Annotated in this window: 17 protein-coding genes; 14 read left to right on the forward strand and 3 right to left on the reverse strand. The window is 55.5% G+C overall.

Annotation, left to right across the window (positions count from 1 at the left end; translation table 11 throughout):
- Positions 1-6 precede the first annotated feature (6 nt).
- Both B9A24_RS19315 and B9A24_RS19320 read left to right on the forward strand, forming a co-directional pair.
- Positions 7-426, forward strand: a complete 420-nt coding sequence (locus tag B9A24_RS19315) for a TonB family protein (protein ID WP_084447657.1) — start codon at positions 7-9, stop codon at positions 424-426.
- A 29-nt stretch (positions 427-455) separates the two neighbouring features.
- Positions 456-1,070, forward strand: coding sequence for a DUF5606 family protein (locus tag B9A24_RS19320; protein ID WP_084447658.1), 615 nt, complete (start codon positions 456-458; stop codon positions 1,068-1,070).
- A 92-nt stretch (positions 1,071-1,162) separates the two neighbouring features.
- On the opposite strand, the gene fbp is transcribed toward B9A24_RS19320, so the two are convergent.
- Entirely contained in the window at positions 1,163-2,188 is a 1,026-nt protein-coding gene (gene fbp / locus B9A24_RS19325) for a class 1 fructose-bisphosphatase (RefSeq protein ID WP_084447659.1), read from the reverse strand.
- A gap of 136 nt (positions 2,189-2,324) precedes the next feature.
- On the opposite strand from fbp, the gene B9A24_RS19330 reads away from it, so the two are divergent.
- From B9A24_RS19330 to B9A24_RS19360, 7 genes are all read left to right on the forward strand, one after another.
- Positions 2,325-3,608: an aspartate kinase gene (locus B9A24_RS19330; RefSeq protein ID WP_084447660.1), complete on the forward strand. Its 1,284-nt coding sequence runs from the start codon at positions 2,325-2,327 to the stop codon at positions 3,606-3,608.
- A 106-nt stretch (positions 3,609-3,714) separates the two neighbouring features.
- A complete protein-coding gene (locus B9A24_RS19335; protein WP_084447661.1) occupies positions 3,715-4,488 on the forward strand; it encodes an enoyl-CoA hydratase-related protein in 774 nt (257 codons plus the stop codon).
- Between the two features lie 113 nt (positions 4,489-4,601).
- Positions 4,602-5,084 (forward strand): Fur family transcriptional regulator, encoded by a 483-nt coding sequence (locus B9A24_RS19340; RefSeq protein WP_159452108.1) that lies wholly within the window; start codon positions 4,602-4,604, stop codon positions 5,082-5,084.
- Between the two features lie 126 nt (positions 5,085-5,210).
- The gene (locus B9A24_RS19345; RefSeq protein WP_084447663.1) at positions 5,211-5,852 is read left to right on the forward strand and encodes a peroxiredoxin; all 642 of its coding nucleotides are present in this window, start codon (positions 5,211-5,213) and stop codon (positions 5,850-5,852) included.
- 158 nt (positions 5,853-6,010) lie between these two features.
- Positions 6,011-7,279 carry a 3-deoxy-D-manno-octulosonic acid transferase gene (locus B9A24_RS19350; protein WP_084447664.1) on the forward strand — a complete coding sequence of 423 codons (1,269 nt, stop codon included), beginning with the start codon at positions 6,011-6,013 and terminating at the stop codon, positions 7,277-7,279.
- Positions 7,280-7,293: 14 nt separating this feature from the next.
- Entirely contained in the window at positions 7,294-8,220 is a 927-nt protein-coding gene (gene rsgA / locus B9A24_RS19355; protein ID WP_084447665.1) for a ribosome small subunit-dependent GTPase A, read from the forward strand.
- 125 nt (positions 8,221-8,345) lie between these two features.
- Positions 8,346-9,047 (forward strand): SDR family oxidoreductase, encoded by a 702-nt coding sequence (locus tag B9A24_RS19360; RefSeq protein WP_084447666.1) that lies wholly within the window; start codon positions 8,346-8,348, stop codon positions 9,045-9,047.
- A gap of 82 nt (positions 9,048-9,129) precedes the next feature.
- On the opposite strand, the gene B9A24_RS19365 is transcribed toward B9A24_RS19360, so the two are convergent.
- Entirely contained in the window at positions 9,130-9,738 is a 609-nt protein-coding gene (locus B9A24_RS19365; protein ID WP_084447667.1) for a fasciclin domain-containing protein, read from the reverse strand.
- A gap of 202 nt (positions 9,739-9,940) precedes the next feature.
- Here B9A24_RS19365 and B9A24_RS19370 point away from each other — a divergent pair, with 202 nt between their 5' ends.
- The 5 genes from B9A24_RS19370 (at position 9,941) to B9A24_RS19390 (ending at position 15,508) form a co-directional block, all read left to right on the forward strand.
- A complete protein-coding gene (locus B9A24_RS19370; protein ID WP_084447668.1) occupies positions 9,941-10,399 on the forward strand; it encodes a peptidylprolyl isomerase in 459 nt (152 codons plus the stop codon).
- A gap of 303 nt (positions 10,400-10,702) precedes the next feature.
- Entirely contained in the window at positions 10,703-12,391 is a 1,689-nt protein-coding gene (locus B9A24_RS19375; protein WP_143435071.1) for a hypothetical protein, read from the forward strand.
- 5 nt (positions 12,392-12,396) lie between these two features.
- The gene (locus tag B9A24_RS19380; RefSeq protein ID WP_084447670.1) at positions 12,397-13,644 is read left to right on the forward strand and encodes a radical SAM protein; all 1,248 of its coding nucleotides are present in this window, start codon (positions 12,397-12,399) and stop codon (positions 13,642-13,644) included.
- A gap of 259 nt (positions 13,645-13,903) precedes the next feature.
- A complete protein-coding gene (locus B9A24_RS19385) occupies positions 13,904-15,061 on the forward strand; it encodes an esterase-like activity of phytase family protein (protein ID WP_084447671.1) in 1,158 nt (385 codons plus the stop codon).
- Positions 15,062-15,316: 255 nt separating this feature from the next.
- The gene (locus tag B9A24_RS19390; RefSeq protein WP_084447672.1) at positions 15,317-15,508 is read left to right on the forward strand and encodes a hypothetical protein; all 192 of its coding nucleotides are present in this window, start codon (positions 15,317-15,319) and stop codon (positions 15,506-15,508) included.
- 85 nt (positions 15,509-15,593) lie between these two features.
- Here B9A24_RS19390 and B9A24_RS19395 read toward each other — a convergent pair whose 3' ends face one another.
- Positions 15,594-17,117, reverse strand: a complete 1,524-nt coding sequence (locus tag B9A24_RS19395) for a sigma 54-interacting transcriptional regulator (RefSeq protein WP_084447673.1) — start codon at positions 17,115-17,117, stop codon at positions 15,594-15,596.
- Positions 17,118-17,365 lie beyond the last annotated feature (248 nt).

Below are 17,365 nucleotides of genomic sequence, written 5' to 3' on the forward strand. Positions count from 1 at the left end.
TTTTTCATGAAAAAAATCTCTTTTGTTTTTTTGCTCGGTTTATTACTCGGCGTGGTTCCGACCTTCGCTCAGACTCCGGCCGCTAAACCAGTCACGCAAACCGGCGTGGGCAAAGCCATTCCGGTGGCTGAGTATTACGAAGGCGGGCAGCAAGCCATGTATGCCTTCATCGATAAGCAAATTAATTACCCGGTATTAGCTCGGCGCAACCGCATCCAAGGCACTTGTATCGTGAGCTTTACGCTGAACACCGATGGCACCATGTCGGGCATTAAATTGGTGAAGGGCGTGGGCGGCGGCCTGGGCGAGGAAGCCTTGCGCGTCGTGCGTCTGCTCAAGTTCAACAAGCCCGATTACGCGATTCTGACTAGCTTGCCCATCGTATTCCGCTTGTCGGCCAATAAGCCGGCGGGTAACACCGAATAACTTTTCTTTTTCATCCCAACTGTTTTTTTATGCCCTACGACCTGAAGGAAATCGCCGCCATAAGCGGAATGCCGGGTCTTTACCGCTTGGTGCGTCCAACCCGCAACGGCGTTATCGTGGAGTCGCTCGATGAGAAGGCGGCCCGCTCGGTAGCCTCAGCCCGCAACAAGGTTTCGCTCCTGCAGGAGATTTCCATTTATACCCAAGATTACGACCAGACGGTACCTCTGACGGAGGTATTTGACCGTATTTATCAGCAGCACGGCAATAGCCTACCCGTCAACAACAAAGCTGAGGACCGCGACCTAACGGCCTTCATGGAGGGCATTATTCCAGACTATGACCGTCAGCGGGTGTACATGTCTGATATTAAGAAGCTGGTTTCGTGGTACCATGCCGTAAGCAGCCGCCTCGACTATCAGGCACCTGCTACGGAAGAAGAATCTATTAGCGCCGAGGAAGCAGATAAGCCTGCCAAAAACGCCCCCCTGACCAAGTCGGCAGACAAGGCAGGCACTCAGCAGGAAGAGCCGGCCGCTGACGAAGCGCTGAGCACCGCAGGTATTATCCCCGCTGAAGGAGAATCGGACGAGCTTACTAACCCCGAAGCGGGTGATGAAAGCAAGGCAGCCAAAAAAGCTTAGCCGTCACCTGACGTATTTTAGCGCATAAAAAAGCCCCCGGAATTGATCCGGGGGGCTTTTTTATGCGCTAAACAGGATCAAATTAGCAAAAGCTAGCTGATAGCAACACTCGCTGAAGCTTGCTCCTTAGCCAAAAACGCTTCGGCTTTCTCGACCAGCTCAGTGGAGCCGATAAATAGTGGACAGCGCTCATGCAAATTGTCTGGCTCGATTTCCATCGTCCGCCGACGGCCATTGCTGGCTTTGCCTCCGGCTTGCTCCACGATGAAGGCCAGCGTGTTACACTCATATAGTAAGCGCAGCTTACCCTGGGGGGCTTTTTTGGTGGCCGGATAGATATAGATGCCACCTTTAAGCAGGTTGCGGTGGAAATCGGCTACCAGTGAGCCGATATAGCGAGCCGAGAAGTTGTTCTCTTTGCAGTGCGCCACAAAAGCCGCGACGCCTTCGGAAAAAGAGTCGGAGCTGCCTTCGTTGATGGAGTAGATGGTGCCTGTTTTGGGCGAAACGATGTCGGGATGCGAAAGGAAAAACTCGCCCAACGACGGATCGTAGGTAAAGCCGTTTACGCCATTGCCGGTGGTGTACACCAGCATGGTGCTGGAGCCATAAATCACGTAGCCGGCCGCCACCTGCTGGGTGCCAGGCTGTAGGCAATCCTGGGCCGTGCCATCGGTGCCGGTGGGCGACATGCGCCGGTAGATGCTGAAAATGGTGCCAATCGAGACATTTACGTCGATGTTGGAAGAGCCATCCAGCGGGTCGATGGCTACGATGTACTTACCCTGGGTATTGCCGGTCTGAATCATCTCATCCTCCTCTTCCGACACGATGGTGCACACCTCACCGCCGTTGCGCAAGGCCCGGATGAAGCGGATATTGGCAATCACGTCGAGCTTCTGCTGATCTTCGCCCTGCACGTTGCGGTTGCCATAAGCGCCGGCAATATCAATGAGACCCGAACGATTGATTTCGCGGTTCACGATTTTAGCTGCCAGGGCAATGTCGCGCAGCAATTGAGAAAGCTCCCCGGTAGCGTAGGGGAAGTCCTCCTGCTTGCGCATAATGAAACGGTCGAGGGTGGCGCCGACCGGAAGTGCGAATTTATTATGATCCATGTGGGTGGGGAAGTGAGCGGTGGGTCTAGAGTACAAAACTAAGGGATTTGAGTTGTTTGTGATGCGCTGGATAGCATCTTGCGTGCTATTCAAGACATAATTCGCAACACTAAAGCCGAGTACGTACTTTTGACCCATGCAGGAAGCGCATCGTTTGAAGGTGTATAAGTTTGGCGGCGCGTCGGTGCGCGATGCCGAAGCCATCCGCAATCTGGCGCGCATTGTGGGCAAAAATACCCCCCAGGAGCAGTTGCTCATCGTGGTATCGGCCATGGGCAAAACCACGAATGCGCTGGAGGAGATATTTCATCTGGCACACGCGGGCCAGGACTACGCAGCTCCCCTCACGGCACTGCGCGAGTATCACGCAGGCGTGGCGGCGGCGCTGCTTTCGGAGGCCGGGGGGCAAATTCCGCCTTCTACTGCTAATCAAAGTCACCTGGCAAACCTTCTGGCCCAACTCTGCGAGCAGCTTACCACCCTCACGCCCGGCGACTACGACCGGCAGTACGACCAGATCGTGAGTTACGGGGAGCTGCTGGCGACCAGCATTGTGGCCCAGGCCCTGGGGGCGCACTGGCTGGATTGCCGCCCCCTTATTCGCACTGATCATACCTGGCGCGAAGGCCGTCTCGACTGGCCCACCACGGAGTATAACATACGCGATGAAGTGCCCCCACTCCTGCTGACCGGCCCCGTGGTGACCCAGGGCTTTCTGGGCGGCACGGCCAGCGGCGCTACTACCACTCTCGGCCGCGAGGGCTCCGACTACACGGCCGCTATTTTTGCCTACTGCCTGCACGCGGAGTCGGTCACGATCTGGAAAGACGTGGCCGGTCTGCTCAACGCGGACCCCAAAATATTCGCCGACACGGTGCGCTACCCGGAAATCAGCTACCAGGAAACGATTGAAATGGCGTATTACGGGGCGTCCGTCATTCACCCCAAAACCATCAAGCCGCTGGCCGTGCAGCGTATTCCGCTGTATGTAAAATCGTTCCTGGACCCCACGGCCGAGGGCACCCGCATCGGCGATTGTCGGCACGCGGCGCTGGCCCCAGCTTTCATTCGCAAAGCCGACCAGTGCCTGATTTCATTTGAATCGAAAGACCTCACCTTTATCTCGGAGGAAAACCTGGAAGTGATTTTTGGCGCGCTGGCGCAGGTGCGACTGAAAATCAATCTGATGCAGAACTCGGCCATCTCGTTCTCCGTCTGCACCGATTTTTCGGCTTACCGCCTCGAAAAGCTCCTGAACCACCTGCGCGACCACTTCACCATTCATTATAATACGGGCCTGGAGCTGTACACCATCAAGAACTACGACGCGGCCAGTATTCAGCGCCTTACTATGGGCCGCGAGCTGCTACTGGAGCAGCGTACGCGCCTCACGTTTCAGTTCGTGTGCCGCGATGCGTAGGAGCGCGGCGCCTGCACCCGCTCATTGAACGACGCTATGCGGCTCCACTCAAACAACTAAACAACGACGGGCGCATGCGATGCGCCCCTACATCTTCTCCCATTACATGGAATTCATAACCGTTACGCCCGCCGCGCGTCCTCGAGTCGCGCTCATCCAACTGAATCGTCCCAAAGAGCTGAACGCGCTCAATTTGCAGCTGATGCAGGAAGTAGCCGCGGCGCTCAAAGAGCTGTGCGCCGACGATTCCGTGCGCGTCATCGTGCTTACCGGCAGCGAGCGGGCCTTCGCCGCTGGTGCCGACATCAAGCAGATGGCGGGGCGCACGGCCATCGATATGCTCACCATCGACCAGTTCAGCACCTGGGACCAGATTCGGAAGACGCATAAGCCGCTGATTGCCGCCGTATCAGGCTTCGCGCTGGGTGGTGGCTGCGAGCTGGCCATGACCTGCGACATGATTGTGGCCTCGGAGACGGCGCAGTTTGGCCAGCCCGAAATTCGCATCGGCACGATGCCGGGCGCGGGTGGCACCCAGCGGCTCACGCGGGCTTTGGGCAAAGCGCGCGCCATGGAAATGGTGCTTACCGGCCAACCTATTTCGGCGCTGGAAGCCGAGCGCCACGGCCTTGTAAATCGGGTGGTGCCCGTGGGGCAATACCTGGAGGAAGCGTTTCGGTTGGCGGCCAGCATCGCGCAGATGTCGCCGGTAGCGGCGCGCCTAGCCAAGGAATCGGTAAACCGGGCATTTGAGACGCATCTGGATGAAGGCCTGCATTTTGAGCGCAAGAACTTCTACATGACGTTCGCCTCTGAGGATCAGAAAGAAGGAATGGCCGCTTTCGTGGAGAAGCGGCCGGCCGATTTTAAGGGGCGCTGATGCGAAAGCAACGCAACGTGCAGCTCCACGTTCAGCGCTTTTTGCCCCCCAGCGAACATTATTGCCTTTCTACGCCTTGTTGAGGTAACTTTTAAGGAGAATCCATTCTTTCCGTGAGCACTTCCGCTAAACCTTCTGACGCTTCTTTGCCAGCGGCTCCTACCCGCCAGTGGCTGCGCGACCGCCTCGCGCAGGCGGGCCTGCGGGCCACGCGCCAACGCCTGCTCATTTTGGAGAGTTTGGTGGTGGCAAAGGGCCATCCAACGGCTGAGCAAGTACACCGTCAGGTGCTACGGCACGATGCTACCCTGTCGCTGGGTACGGTATACAAGGCGCTGGATAGCTTTGTGACTACTGGACTTAGCAAGCGCGTTCCCACGGCGGAGGGGGCCTGCCGCCGCTATGACGCCGACTGCTCGACTCATCACCATTTGTACTGCTCAGATACGCAGGAAATAATTGACTACTGCGACCCGCAGCTGGACGCGCTGATCCGGGAATTTCTGGAAGCCCGTGGCTTTCAAAACTTTCGGCCCCGCTCCTTCTCCCTGCACATCACCGGCGAGCGAGCTGATCTGGCAAACGAGCCACAATAAATGTCCCCCGGCTTCATCTTAGCGTATAGCAGAGCGGCCAAAGCCGCACGTTAAACATAAATGCGACTTTGGGCAACGTACCATCCTTTTGCGTTCACCCTATCTCACCCCTCTAATATCACTTCCATGGCAGTTCTAGTTGGCAAGCGCGCCCCTTCTTTTAAGGCTACGGCCGTCATTGATGGCGAATTTGAAGAAGAGTTTTCCCTTGATCGGTATCTGGGCAAAAAGCATGTTATTTTCTTCTTTTATCCCGCCGACTTTACGTTCGTTTGTCCTACCGAAATTCTGGCGTTTCAGGATAAGCTGGCTGATTTTGAAGCGAAGGCCGTAGCCGTGGTAGGCTGTTCTACCGATACGCATTTTTCGCATTCTGCCTGGCTCAACACCTCGCGCGTGAACGGCGGAATCGAAGGCGTCACGTATCCGCTGGTGGCCGATGCCACCAAAACCATAGCCGCCAACTACGACGTGCTCGGCGGCCGCTACGATTACAATGAAGCCGGCGAAATGACCTTTGTCGGCTCGCCTTTAGCCTATCGGGCGCTTTTTCTTATTGATAAAGATGGCATCGTGCGCCATCAGCTCATTAATGATGGCCCATTGGGGCGCAATATTGATGAGGCCCTGCGCATGGTAAGTGCCCTTCAGTACTACGAAGTTAAAGGCGAAGAGTGCCCGGCCAATTGGGCAGAAAGCGAACAGGGAGTGTTTGCTACCCGCGTCGGTGTATTTGACCACCTGACCAAACAGGGCATCACGCACTAGTTTTCAGCTTGTTTATTAACCACTGGAATTAGCTCCGGCCGCTTGGTCGGAGCTTTTTTGCTAATGACTAACCAGAAGGCTGTAATTTTGCCCCCCGGCTGTAGTCTGTACTGCTTCAGCAGGACAGACGCATTTTTTATTTACTGACACCCGATTCCTTGCTCTTTCTCTATACTCTTGCTCTCCAATCCTATGCCTTGCTGCTGCGCTTGGTCGCATCGTTTGTGCCGAAGGCAGAGCAATGGCTGAGCGGGCGGCGCGGATTGCTGCCTCACATTCAGCAGACGCTAAAGGGCGAAACGGCGCCGCTAGTATGGTTTCACTGCGCTTCGCTGGGTGAGTTTGAGCAGGGCCGCCCACTGATGGAGGCTTTTCTTCAGGAGCATCCGCACTTTAAACTGGTGCTCACGTTCTTCTCGCCTTCCGGCTACAACGTGCGCAAAGCGTGGCCCGGCGCGCATTACGTTTTCTATCTGCCCCTCGATACCGCCGCCAACGCCCGCGCCTTTCTCGACGCGGTACGCCCAAGGCTGGCCGTATTCGTGAAGTACGAGTTCTGGTATCATTTCCTGACCGAGCTTCAGCGCCGCCGCGTGCCGGTGGTGTGCGTGTCGGCTATTTTCCGGCCGCAGCAGGTGTTTTTCAAACCCTGGGGGGCTTTTTTTCGCAAAATCATCAGCCGCTTCACGCACATCTTCACTCAAAATGAGGCCTCGGTTGAGTTGCTGCGCACTATCGGCATCCGGCAGGCCAGCGTAGCCGGCGATACGCGCTTCGATACGGTAGTGCGTACGGCCCTGGCTTCGCCCAGGCCACTGCCGCTGGTAGAAGCCTTTGTGGCCGATGGCGCGCCGGTGTTCATCGTGGGCAGCAACTGGCCCGAAGATTTGCCGGCCCTCACTCCGCTGCTGCGCCAGTATCAGGACCAGATGCGCTTCCTGTTTGCACCTCACGAAATCACGGAAACCAACCTGGCCCTGGTGGAAGCGGCTCTGCCGGGCCGCGTAGTGCGCTACTCAACCGCTACGCCGGCTACCGTGGCCCAAGCGCGCGTGTTGCTCATGGACAATGTGGGTTTGCTGAGTCAGCTCTACCGCTTTGGCACCTACGCCTATATCGGCGGGGCGTTTGGCAAAGGGCTGCACAATACGCTGGAAGCCGCGGCCTTTGGCTTACCGCTGTTTTTCGGGCCAACCTACACCAAGTTTCAGGAAGCCATGGATCTGGTGAAGGCCGGGTGTGCCTTTCCAATCCACTCGGCGGCCGAGCTGCAAACGGCCTTTGGACTGTTATGGCACCAGAGCGAGGTTCGGCTGCGCGTGCAGGATATGAGCCTGGAATACGTGCACCAGCAGGCGGGCGCTACCGCCACCATCATGGCGGCACTAGCGAGGATGGATGTCGTACCTGTTGTCAATAAAATTTAATCAAGCACTCTCCCATGACTGGCACTGTCATCAAATCAACCGGCTCGTGGTACCTAGTGCGCGAACACGGCACGGGCGTGCTGCACCGCTGCCGGCTGCGCGGCAAGTTCAAGCATAAAGGCCTGAAGGTGAGCAACCCGCTGGCCGTAGGCGACCAGGTGGAGTTTACGGTAGAAGAGCAAACCGAAGGGGCCGGCGTGATTCACCACATCGAGCCGCGGCGCAACTACATCATCCGCCGCTCGGTGCACAAAACTGAGCACGCCCACATCGTTGCCGCCAACCTCGACCAGGCCTTGCTGGTCGTAACGCTGGTGTCGCCGGCCACGTCGTTCGGGTTCATCGACCGGTTTTTGGTGACGGCGGAGGCATATAGTATTCCGATAACGCTTATTTTTAATAAAACTGACCTTTACGACGACGATTTGTCGGGCTATCAGGACCAGATTTCGACGATGTACCAGCGCACGGGCTACTCCAGTTTGCGCTGCTCGGCCCAGTCGGGTGAAGGCCTGGCGGCGGTTGATGCTTTGCTTGATGGGAAGGTAACGCTGCTGTCGGGCCATTCGGGCGTAGGCAAAAGCACCCTTATCAATGCGCTGGTGCCGGATCTGGACCTGAAGACAGCCGAAATCAGCGAGTTTTCGGATAAGGGCGTGCACACTACTACGTTTGCCGAGATGCTGGAAGTTCGGGCGGGCACGTATCTGATTGATACGCCGGGAATTAAAGAGCTGGGCTTGGTCGATATTCCGCCGGCCCAGCTGGCGCACTTCTTTCCTGAGATGCGGGCATTGCTTAACCAGTGCCGCTACCACAACTGCCAACACGTACACGAGCCCGGCTGCGTGGTGCGCGAAGCCGTCGATAAAGGCCGTATCGCCTTACCCCGCTACGACAGCTACCTGAGCATGCTGGCTGGCCAGGATAATCGGCATTAGACCACTTTTCCATCTATTGATTTATTTAGCCCAGCCTGCCTAATAGTATGTTGGGCACAAGCAAATACACTTCCGCGGGCGAACAAACCAGTATAAGTCGCGTTTTCATAAGAAAGCAGACACTTATGCAACTTCAAAATTCCACCTTCCTCATTACTGGCGGCACGCTCGGTATTGGCTACGCGACCGCCAAATTATTGGTTCAGCATGGCGCTAAAGTGGCTATCACGGGTCGTACGGCGGCTACTGTTCGGCGCGCCGCCACGGAGTTAGGGGCACTTGGTATCACGGCCGACGTCAGTAAGCCCGCCGATGTGGAGCGCACTTACCAAGAGTTTCTGACTGAGTTCGGCCATCTGGATTGCCTGATCAATAATGCCGGCATTGGGACCAGTAAACAACTGGTGGATATCACGCCCGAAGATTTTCAGCGGGTGCACGACACCAATATCGTGGGGGCCGCGCTAATGGCCCAGCAAGCGGCGAAGCTGTTTATGGAGCAGAAGTCGGGTAATATTATTAATATCGGTTCCTCGGCCGCGACCAAAGGCTACGAAAGCGGCTCGATATACGTAGCGTCCAAGTTTGCTCTGCGCGGTATGACCCAATGCTGGCAAAGTGAGCTGCGTAAGTACAATGTGCGCGTCATCCTGATAAATCCCAGCGAGGTAACAACCGCCTTCGGCAGCCAGGAGCGCCAGGAGCGGCCAGAGCAACCTAATAAGCTGCGCGGCGAAGAAATTGCTTCCGCTATCAAAGGTGCCCTGGAAATGGATGACCGCGGCTTTATCACCGAGCTAAATGTGTGGGCTACCAATCCGTTCTAAAAACCACGCCTTCTCTTATAGCAGAAAAAGCCCCCCAGATTGACTCTGAGGGGCTTGTTGTATGAAGAATGAATACCTGCGCTTACTTGGCGGCGGGCATTAATACCTGGTCAATTACGTGGGCCACTCCGTTGTTCGACAGCACGTCGGCTTGTACAACATTGGCGCCGTTCACGGTTACTTTACCACCTGCCGTGCTTACCGTCAGCTTTTCGCCCTGAATGGTAGTCAGCTGCTGGCCATCCTTTAGATCGGCGGCCATCAGACGACCTTTTACGACGTGGTAGGTCAATACACCCACTAGCTTTTGTTTGCTTTCGGGCTTCAACAGGCCATCGAGCGCGCCCTTGGGCAGGGCCTCAAACGCCGCGTTGGTGGGCGCGAATACGGTAAACGGGCCGGCACTGGCTGCTTCATCATCGAGGCCAGCGGCTTTCAGGGCCGTGGTAAGCGTGCTTATCTGTGACACGGCCATGGCGTTTTCGGCCAGGTTTTTACCCGAGGTATCCATGCGCGACGAGTCGTTCATGGCCATTGCCGGGTCCATGGCCGTGGTATCGGTCATGGCCATGTCGGTGGTTTCGGTGGTGGTCGTCTCGGCGGTTTTGTTGTCACCACAGCTCGTGATGCCAAAAGCAAAGGCGGTGGCGGTAAGCAACGTAAGCGAAGTGTTTCTCAGGGTCTTTTTCATAAGACGCGGATCGGGTTTTGGTTAGAGAAAAAAAAGTAAGGTGGTAAGGCAGAGAAAGGGAGTGCAGATTGAGTGATGAGGCGTACGAAATAAGCTGAACAGTGGACACGCGCGCACTGGGTTTTGGCTACCTTTGCGCCGCTTAGTTGAGCTTATTAAGCACCAGCTTGCACTTTCTGTTTAAAAATTTATTTCTACCCGCATGAAAACTGCTGAGATTCACACCAACAAAGGTGTAATGAAGGTTGAGTTCTTTGAAAAAGACGCTCCCCAAACCGTAAAGAACTTCACCGACCTGGCCCAGAAAGGCTTTTACGACGGCATGAAATTCCACCGCGTCATTCCCAATTTCGTGGTACAGGGCGGCGACCCCAACACCCGCGAAGGTGCCAAAGGCGCACCCGGCACCGGTGGCCCCGGCTACAAAATCAAGTGCGAAACCTCCGGCGACAACCAATACCACGACCGTGGTATTCTGAGCATGGCCCACGCCGGCAAAGACACGGGTGGGTCGCAGTTCTTCATCGTGCACTCGCGGGAAAATACTGCCCACCTCGACCGCGTGCATACCGTATTCGGCAAAGTAGTAGAAGGCCTGGACGTTATTGACCAGATCAAAGCCAACGACGATATTCAGAAGATTGTGGTAACGGAGGCGTAAGCTCCTGTTGTTGATTTTGCCAAAAAAGCCCCCGGACGTATCCGGGGGGCTTTTTTTGGTATTCAACCATCATTGGAACAACTAACTAGACAGTAATGGCACAGATTACAAAGTCTGATTTTTTGATCTATAACTACATGATCTATATCCGATTATACAATGTTCTATATTTTATTTAAAGTCGAATAAGCGCCACAATTGGTTTGGCCTGCCTAATTACAATGCGCTACTTAGAGGTGAGCACAAGCGCTTCGTATTTCATCGGAAGGCGCGCCAGCAGATTAACCGCTTCACTCCCCCTATATGGCCCCTCCCTCTACTCCCGCGTTTGCTGCTGTGCGGCTGTTTCGCCAACGGCTGGTAGCTACCACGCTTAGCTGGCTTGCGCTGGCCGCCCACGTAATCCTGATTTCGGGGTGCAACTACTACCGCACAAAGCCCCAGGAAGTTACTCCGGTGTCGGTTACCCGACTGGCCGAATCCAAGCTATTCCTGATTCATCAGGGCAGCAAGGTTTGGCAGCTCAACAATCCGCAGCTCAAGGACGAAGTACTTACCGGGCAGAAAGCAACCCTAACTCCCGCTTTAGCTACCTACCCTGCGCCATCGCCCGGTGGTGGCTCACCCCGTTATAAATCAAAGAATAAAGAGCTGGCCTTGAACCTGGTGCATTTGTATATCACCGACTTCCAAGCGGGCGAAGGCGAGCAGATCAACATTCCGCTCACGGCGATGAATCGCTTGGATGTAGTTGAAGCGAATACCGGCAAAAATATTCTCTCTCACGTACTTGGTGCAACGGGCATATGGGCAGGTATTTTCACCCTCATAGGGGTTATCGCCTTACTCACCAAAAGCTCCTGTCCATTTGTGTATGTGCACAATGGCGAGCAGTACCAGTTTGTGGGTGAAGCATACGGCGGGGCTATTTTTGCGCCATCGGAGCGCGACGACTATATGCCTCTACCTGACATCCAAGTCACTGAGGGGCAATTTCAAGTCAAAATCACGAATGAGCTGCGCGAGCGGCAGTACACCAATGTAGCCGAGCTGTGGGTGGCACACCACGCCGATAACGTGCAAGTGTTGCTGGACAAAGTCGGTAATGCGCATACCATTGCCCGGCCTCAGGTGCCTACCAATGTCGTTTCCATGGGTGGCGTCAACTATACAACCCAGCTGGCCGCCACCGACCACAAAGCGTTTCTCTTCAACGAAGCCGCACCGGGCGCAACCCAAAACAGTGTGGTGCTCAGCTTCGCTAATCCCACCCAATCCAAAACGGGCAAGCTGGTGCTCCACGCTCAGAACTCGCTGTGGCTGGATTACCTCTACGGCGAGTTCACCAAGAAATTTGGGGACGCTTACAATAAATGGGCACTTACTCAGAAAGACGTTCCTGCCAAGGAGCTAAACCAGTGGTCACTAGACCAAGGCATTCCGCTGAAAATCTCCCTCAAAACCGCCAACGGCTGGCAGCTCATCGACAATATCCCCACGGTTGGCCCCCTCGCCTCCCGCGACCTGGTCATTCCCTTTACCCTGCCGGAAGGGCTTGCTTCCCAGCCAGTGCAAGTGAAAGTAGAGACGGGCTTCATGTTCTGGGAGCTGGACTATGCCGCTGTCGATTTCAGCCCGAATCAGCCGGTACGCCTGGAAAAAAGCCCCCCAGAAACGGCCTGCGACGAAATCGGCCGCAACCAGCGCCAGGTGCTTTCCAAAGTAGATACCGACTATTTGCAGCAGCTCCATCCCGGCACGGAGGTTACGCTTACCTACCGCGCCACGCCGCCAGCGGCCAGCCAGCCTGCCCAACACCGCACAGCCTTTTTGCACACGCGCGGCTATTACGAGCACATTCGGCAGTACGAGGGAATACCTAATCTGCCCCAGCTCTACGCTTTCCGCCAGCCGGGACGCTTTATTGAGTTCTCGAAGGAAAAATATCAGGAGTCGCAGCGGGAAATGAATCTGGCCTTAGTCAATCCTTAAGTACGATGAAATCAACCCTTATTCCTGAGCTGAAATACCTGGATGCCGCCACCGCTCCAGCAGCCGCAACGCTGGTTTCCGTTGCCTTGCCCACTTTGTCCCCTACGGTGGTTGCGTCACCGCTCAAGCGAGCTTTGCTGAATGGAGTGATTAGTCTGGCAGGAAAAAAGCTGGTGTTCCACTACCTGCGGACGCCGGCCAGAATACGCCAGGCGGCCAAGCAGGTGCAGCTACTGCGCGAAACGTACTATGGTGAGCTTCAGGTGCGAAAAATAGCCTGCGTGGCCGGGCGCTATTACCAGGAATTTCAGAAGCCCGGCTGGCCCTCCCCAGCTTTCACTAGTTACCTGGCAACTACTCTCAACCGATTGGTGCCTTTCCGCCCCGACCAGAACACCTTGCAGATGGTGTTTATGGCCATCACCAAAAAATGCCCCCTGGCCTGCGAGCATTGCTTTGAGTGGGATGCGCTGAATCAGCGGGAGAAGCTTTCCTTGGCCAATTTGCGCACGATGGTGGCCAACTTCCAAAGCCGTGGCGTCACCCATATTTTTTTTAGTGGCGGCGAGCCAATGGTACGGATCAACGACATGCTGGAGGTACTGCGCACGGCCAAATCCGGCACCGACTTCTGGGTGTTTACCTCCGGCTTCAACTTTACGCCTGCCAATGCACAGTGGCTCAGGCAGGCTGGCCTGACGGGCGTTTCCATCAGCCTCGACCATCACGAGGCCGCCCGGCACAATGCGTTTCGGGGCTCGGCAGACGCCTATCAGCAAGCCATTCAGGCCGTGGTTAATGCGAAGGAAGCGGGCCTTGTAGTAGCCCTGACGCTGTGCGCCACCCAGGCATTTACGACCGCCGAAAACCTGATGGCATACGCGATGATGGCCAGGCAGCTGGGCGTCACGTTTATTCATGTGCTGGAGCCGCGGGCTGTGGGGCACTACGCCCAGCAGGAAGTTGACTTAAGCCCGGCCCAAATAAAGTTGTTAGATGAGTTTTACCTCAAGCTCAATTATAGCGGCGACTACCACGACTGGCCCATTGTGCATTACTATGGCTACCACCAGCGGCGCATGGGCTGCAGCGGCGGCGCCGACCGCTTCCTGTATGTTGACACGGATGGCGACATGCACGCCTGCCCTTTTTGCCAAAAGAAATCAGGCAGCGCATTTTCCGCTTCTTTTGATGAAGCTTTAGGAGCGGTTAAGCAAGGCGGGTGCCACCAGTTTCCGGCATCTGCTATATAAGATGGAGGTAAGCTTTTTTGTATGGAAGCTGGCCTGAAACAGATCAGGCCAGCTTTTTCTATTACCGATAAGTTTAGGGGAGGAAAGAGGAGATTCAGCACTGAAGCCAGCATTAGGTAAGGCAAACACTAGGCTATGATCACTAAATATGCCTTTTGAAGCAACTGAAGCAAACCAAGAAAAAATATAAAGTTTCCTTAACCGACCTAAGCAGAGTAATTCCGTTATTTACTACTCACTCACTAAACCATACACCTCTATGAAACAACTTTTTCGCATAGCAGCCTGCTGCTCTGCCGTCTTTATGGTGGCCTGCAACGACGATGGCAACCCGTTCGTTATTAACAAGCCTATTCAGGTTTCTTCGCTCCGCTTTATCGGTGAGCAGATAGTGCAGTTTAGTCAAACCTACAATGGCACCACGCTGGGGGGTTTTTCCAGCATTGATTATCGCGCCGATAATGGCTCCTATTACATTATGTGCGACGATGCGTCGGCATTCCAGCCCGTCCGCTACTATACGGCCAACCTCAGCTTTGACCAGAATCAATTCTCGGGCGTCATGTTTACGAGCGTTACTACACTGAAGCGCCCCGACGGCGGCACCTTTCCCAGCCTGGCCGCCGATCGGTATAATGCCATTGACCCGGAAGGTATCCGCTACGACCCTACCACAATGCACATTATTTGGTCGAGTGAGGGCATTCGTAACCTGACCTTCACTCCGCCCGTGCTCAACCAGCCATTCCTGCGCGAGGCCAATCTCGACGGCTCCTACGTGGCTGATTTCACGCTGCCGTCGTTGTTCCGCATTCAGGCCACCGACAATGGTACTCGTTCCAACGGGAGTTTTGAGGGCTTGTCGCTCACGCCCGATGGGCGCTATCTGTTTGCTTCCCAAGAAGAGCCCCTGTACGAAGATGGTCCCCGCGCCGACGTGGGCGTAGCTAACTCGCCCACCCGCATCGTGCAGTACAACAAAGCAACGCGCCAGCCCATCGCCCAGTACGCCTACCTGCTCGACGCCGTGCATCAGGCCCCTACCCCTTCTACTCAATTCCGCCTCAATGGCATAGTGGAGGTGCTGGCTCTTTCGGATAAGCGACTGCTGGTTATGGAGCGCTCGTTTGCCGTGGGCGCTACGCCCGACTATGCAGTGAAGATCTACGAGGTTGACCTGGCAGGTGCTACCAATATCTCTGGGCTGAATTCATTGCAGGGCGCGAACTACAAACCCGCACGCAAGCGCCTGTTGCTAGACGTAGCTACCACCGGCATCCGTCGGATCGATAATCTGGAAGGCATGACTTTCGGCCCGAAACTGCCCAATGGCAACCGCTCCTTAATTCTGGTCTCCGACGACAATTTTAACAACACCCAGATTTCCCAATTTCTGGCTTTTGAGGTTAAACCATAAAGGCTAAAAGGCAATTGTATTTAAAGAGGCAACTTATGTTCTACATAGGCTGCCTCTTTTATTTGCTCCTCTATATGCGCGCCTGATGCCCAGCGTAAGCTTGATGACCGAGCAGCCCGCAAAGCGCTGTAACAGGCATATTATGAACAATTTATAAAGCAGGCCCGTAAGAGTAGCATACCTTAAAATACCTATAGTATGATCTTAAGAACCAACATTCAACGAGGCATTCTCCTTCTTTCCCTGCCGCTAGCCATGAGCTGCTCCCTTATCAGCGGCGGCACCTCCTCCGATCCGCAGGTGCAGGAAATGGAGCGCCGCGTAGAGGAGCAAAAGCGCATTGTGGATGAATTGGAGCTGCGCGCAAAAAGCGAAAACCAAGAGCTTAAGGCTCGTCAGCTGCGCCTGAAGGCAGCTAAAAACGACGCTAAATCTCGGAACATATAATCCTCTGTACTCAAGCTTCCGCTCATAAAAAAGCCCCCCAGCTGATAGCTGGGGGGCTTTTCTCGTTATTCAACGCTAAACGAACCTACCGACGGCGGCGGGGCTTCTCTTCTTCCTCGTCTTCGTCCTCATCCCCGCCGAAGCTGGGCATGGTGAACATGGAGCTGAGCAGATCCTTGAACTGGGTGCCGGCCGTCACGCGATTGCGCGAAATCAGGCTGTGTTCGGCCAGGCCGTGCAGGCAGAACTCCATCAGGAAGTAGGTCGTATCCTTGTCCTCGTTGGGGTGCAGGAAGGTCACGATGTCGCGCAGGCCGGGCACCTCGTCCAGAGACTTGCGGTAGTCCTTGTCCGACGAGTCGTTGAGCACATCTACCGTATTGCCGCTGCCAAACCAATCCTGCACGGTTTTATAGGGGTTCGGAATGGTTTTCTTTTTCTTCTGCTTGTCGGGGTCGGGGAAGTAGTTGAGGAAGTAGGTGCGGATGGCTTTGCCCATGAGCTTCTCAGCTACAAGGCCGGCTCCCTCCTGCTCGCCCTCATATACCAGCTCCACCTTGCCGGTAAGGGCGGGCACAGCGGCCATAAAGTCGGCGATGCGCACGTAGGTTTTCTTCTCGCCATTGATGAGAGCCCGACGCTCGGCGGCGCTGATCAGACTTTCGTAGGCCGCAATGGTCAGGCGGGCTGACACGCCGCTCTTGGCATCTACAAACTCGGAGCCGCGGGCTTCCACAGCCACTTGCTCGACCAGGTCGCGCACCAGCTCGTTGGTGGTCACCATGCCTTCCTGGGCGGGCTTGATGCGGGCCTCCTGGCGGGTGATGCGCTTACCGATTTCGATGGATTTCGGGTAGTGCGTGATAATCTGGGAGTCAATCCGGTCCTTGAGCGGCGTCACAATGGAACCGCGGTTGGTATAATCTTCAGGGTTAGCCGTGAACACGAACTGAATATCGAGCGGCAGGCGCACTTTGAAGCCCCGAATCTGAATGTCGCCTTCCTGCAAAATATTAAATAGCGACACCTGAATGCGGGCCTGTAAGTCGGGCAACTCGTTGATGACGAAGATGCCCCGGTGCGAGCGGGGAATCAGGCCAAAGTGAATCACGCGCTCATCGGAGTACGGCAGCTTGAGCGTGGCGGCTTTAATTGGGTCAGCGTCACCGATCAGGTCAGCCACTGATACGTCGGGCGTCGCCAGCTTCTCGGTGTAGCGCTCCGAGCGGTGCAGCCAGCTTACGGGCGTGTCGTCGCCTTTCTCAGCGATGAGGTTTTTGGCGAAAACAGACAAGGGCTGCAAGGGGTCGTCGTTTAGCTCCGAGCCTTCTACCACCGGAATGTACTCGTCGAGCAGGTCTACCATCAGCCGCGCAATGCGGGTTTTGGCCTGCCCGCGCAAACCCAGCAGATTAATGTGGTGCATGCTCAGAATAGCCCGCTGCAAGTCCGGAATCACGGTTTCTTCGTAGCCGAAGATGCCGGGAAACACGTCTTCCTTGCTTTGCAGCTTGGTAATCAAATTGTCGCGTAGCTCCTGCTTGACGGAGCGGGGCGTATAGCCGGATTTTTTTAGCGCACCGAGGGTGCGGATGTCGGTTTGATTCATAAGGGGGATGAGTTGCCAGCCTAGATACGAAGATGAACGCGGAGGGGTCCAGCTTAGAGGCCAGTTGCTGATACGTACAACTAGTAAGGGCATCGGTTGGTTCGGACAAGCCCGAAAACGGCGCGGAGTGGTCCTACAACTGAAAAAGTCGTAGGACCACTCCAAAAAAGCACCCTATGCCCTTATTTATGAGCATGATCCAGCCAGCGCCGCTACTGTTTCGGGCTTATTCCCGCTATCATCAGGAC

The organism is Hymenobacter roseosalivarius DSM 11622 (genome assembly GCF_900176135.1).
Taxonomy (GTDB): domain Bacteria; phylum Bacteroidota; class Bacteroidia; order Cytophagales; family Hymenobacteraceae; genus Hymenobacter; species Hymenobacter roseosalivarius.

Coding starts and splice junctions, on each gene's coding strand:
- B9A24_RS19375 (WP_143435071.1), top strand. CDS start 10,703: ATGGCCCCTCCCTCTACTCCCGCGTTTGCTGCTGTGCGGCTGTTTCGC.
- rsgA (WP_084447665.1), top strand. CDS start 7,294: ATGACTGGCACTGTCATCAAATCAACCGGCTCGTGGTACCTAGTGCGC.
- B9A24_RS19365 (WP_084447667.1), bottom strand. CDS start 9,738: ATGAAAAAGACCCTGAGAAACACTTCGCTTACGTTGCTTACCGCCACC.
- fbp (WP_084447659.1), bottom strand. CDS start 2,188: ATGGATCATAATAAATTCGCACTTCCGGTCGGCGCCACCCTCGACCGT.
- B9A24_RS19360 (WP_084447666.1), top strand. CDS start 8,346: ATGCAACTTCAAAATTCCACCTTCCTCATTACTGGCGGCACGCTCGGT.
- B9A24_RS19330 (WP_084447660.1), top strand. CDS start 2,325: ATGCAGGAAGCGCATCGTTTGAAGGTGTATAAGTTTGGCGGCGCGTCG.
- B9A24_RS19335 (WP_084447661.1), top strand. CDS start 3,715: ATGGAATTCATAACCGTTACGCCCGCCGCGCGTCCTCGAGTCGCGCTC.
- B9A24_RS19380 (WP_084447670.1), top strand. CDS start 12,397: ATGAAATCAACCCTTATTCCTGAGCTGAAATACCTGGATGCCGCCACC.
- B9A24_RS19390 (WP_084447672.1), top strand. CDS start 15,317: ATGAGCTGCTCCCTTATCAGCGGCGGCACCTCCTCCGATCCGCAGGTG.
- B9A24_RS19345 (WP_084447663.1), top strand. CDS start 5,211: ATGGCAGTTCTAGTTGGCAAGCGCGCCCCTTCTTTTAAGGCTACGGCC.
- B9A24_RS19370 (WP_084447668.1), top strand. CDS start 9,941: ATGAAAACTGCTGAGATTCACACCAACAAAGGTGTAATGAAGGTTGAG.
- B9A24_RS19315 (WP_084447657.1), top strand. CDS start 7: ATGAAAAAAATCTCTTTTGTTTTTTTGCTCGGTTTATTACTCGGCGTG.
- B9A24_RS19395 (WP_084447673.1), bottom strand. CDS start 17,117: ATGAATCAAACCGACATCCGCACCCTCGGTGCGCTAAAAAAATCCGGC.
- B9A24_RS19385 (WP_084447671.1), top strand. CDS start 13,904: ATGAAACAACTTTTTCGCATAGCAGCCTGCTGCTCTGCCGTCTTTATG.
- B9A24_RS19320 (WP_084447658.1), top strand. CDS start 456: ATGCCCTACGACCTGAAGGAAATCGCCGCCATAAGCGGAATGCCGGGT.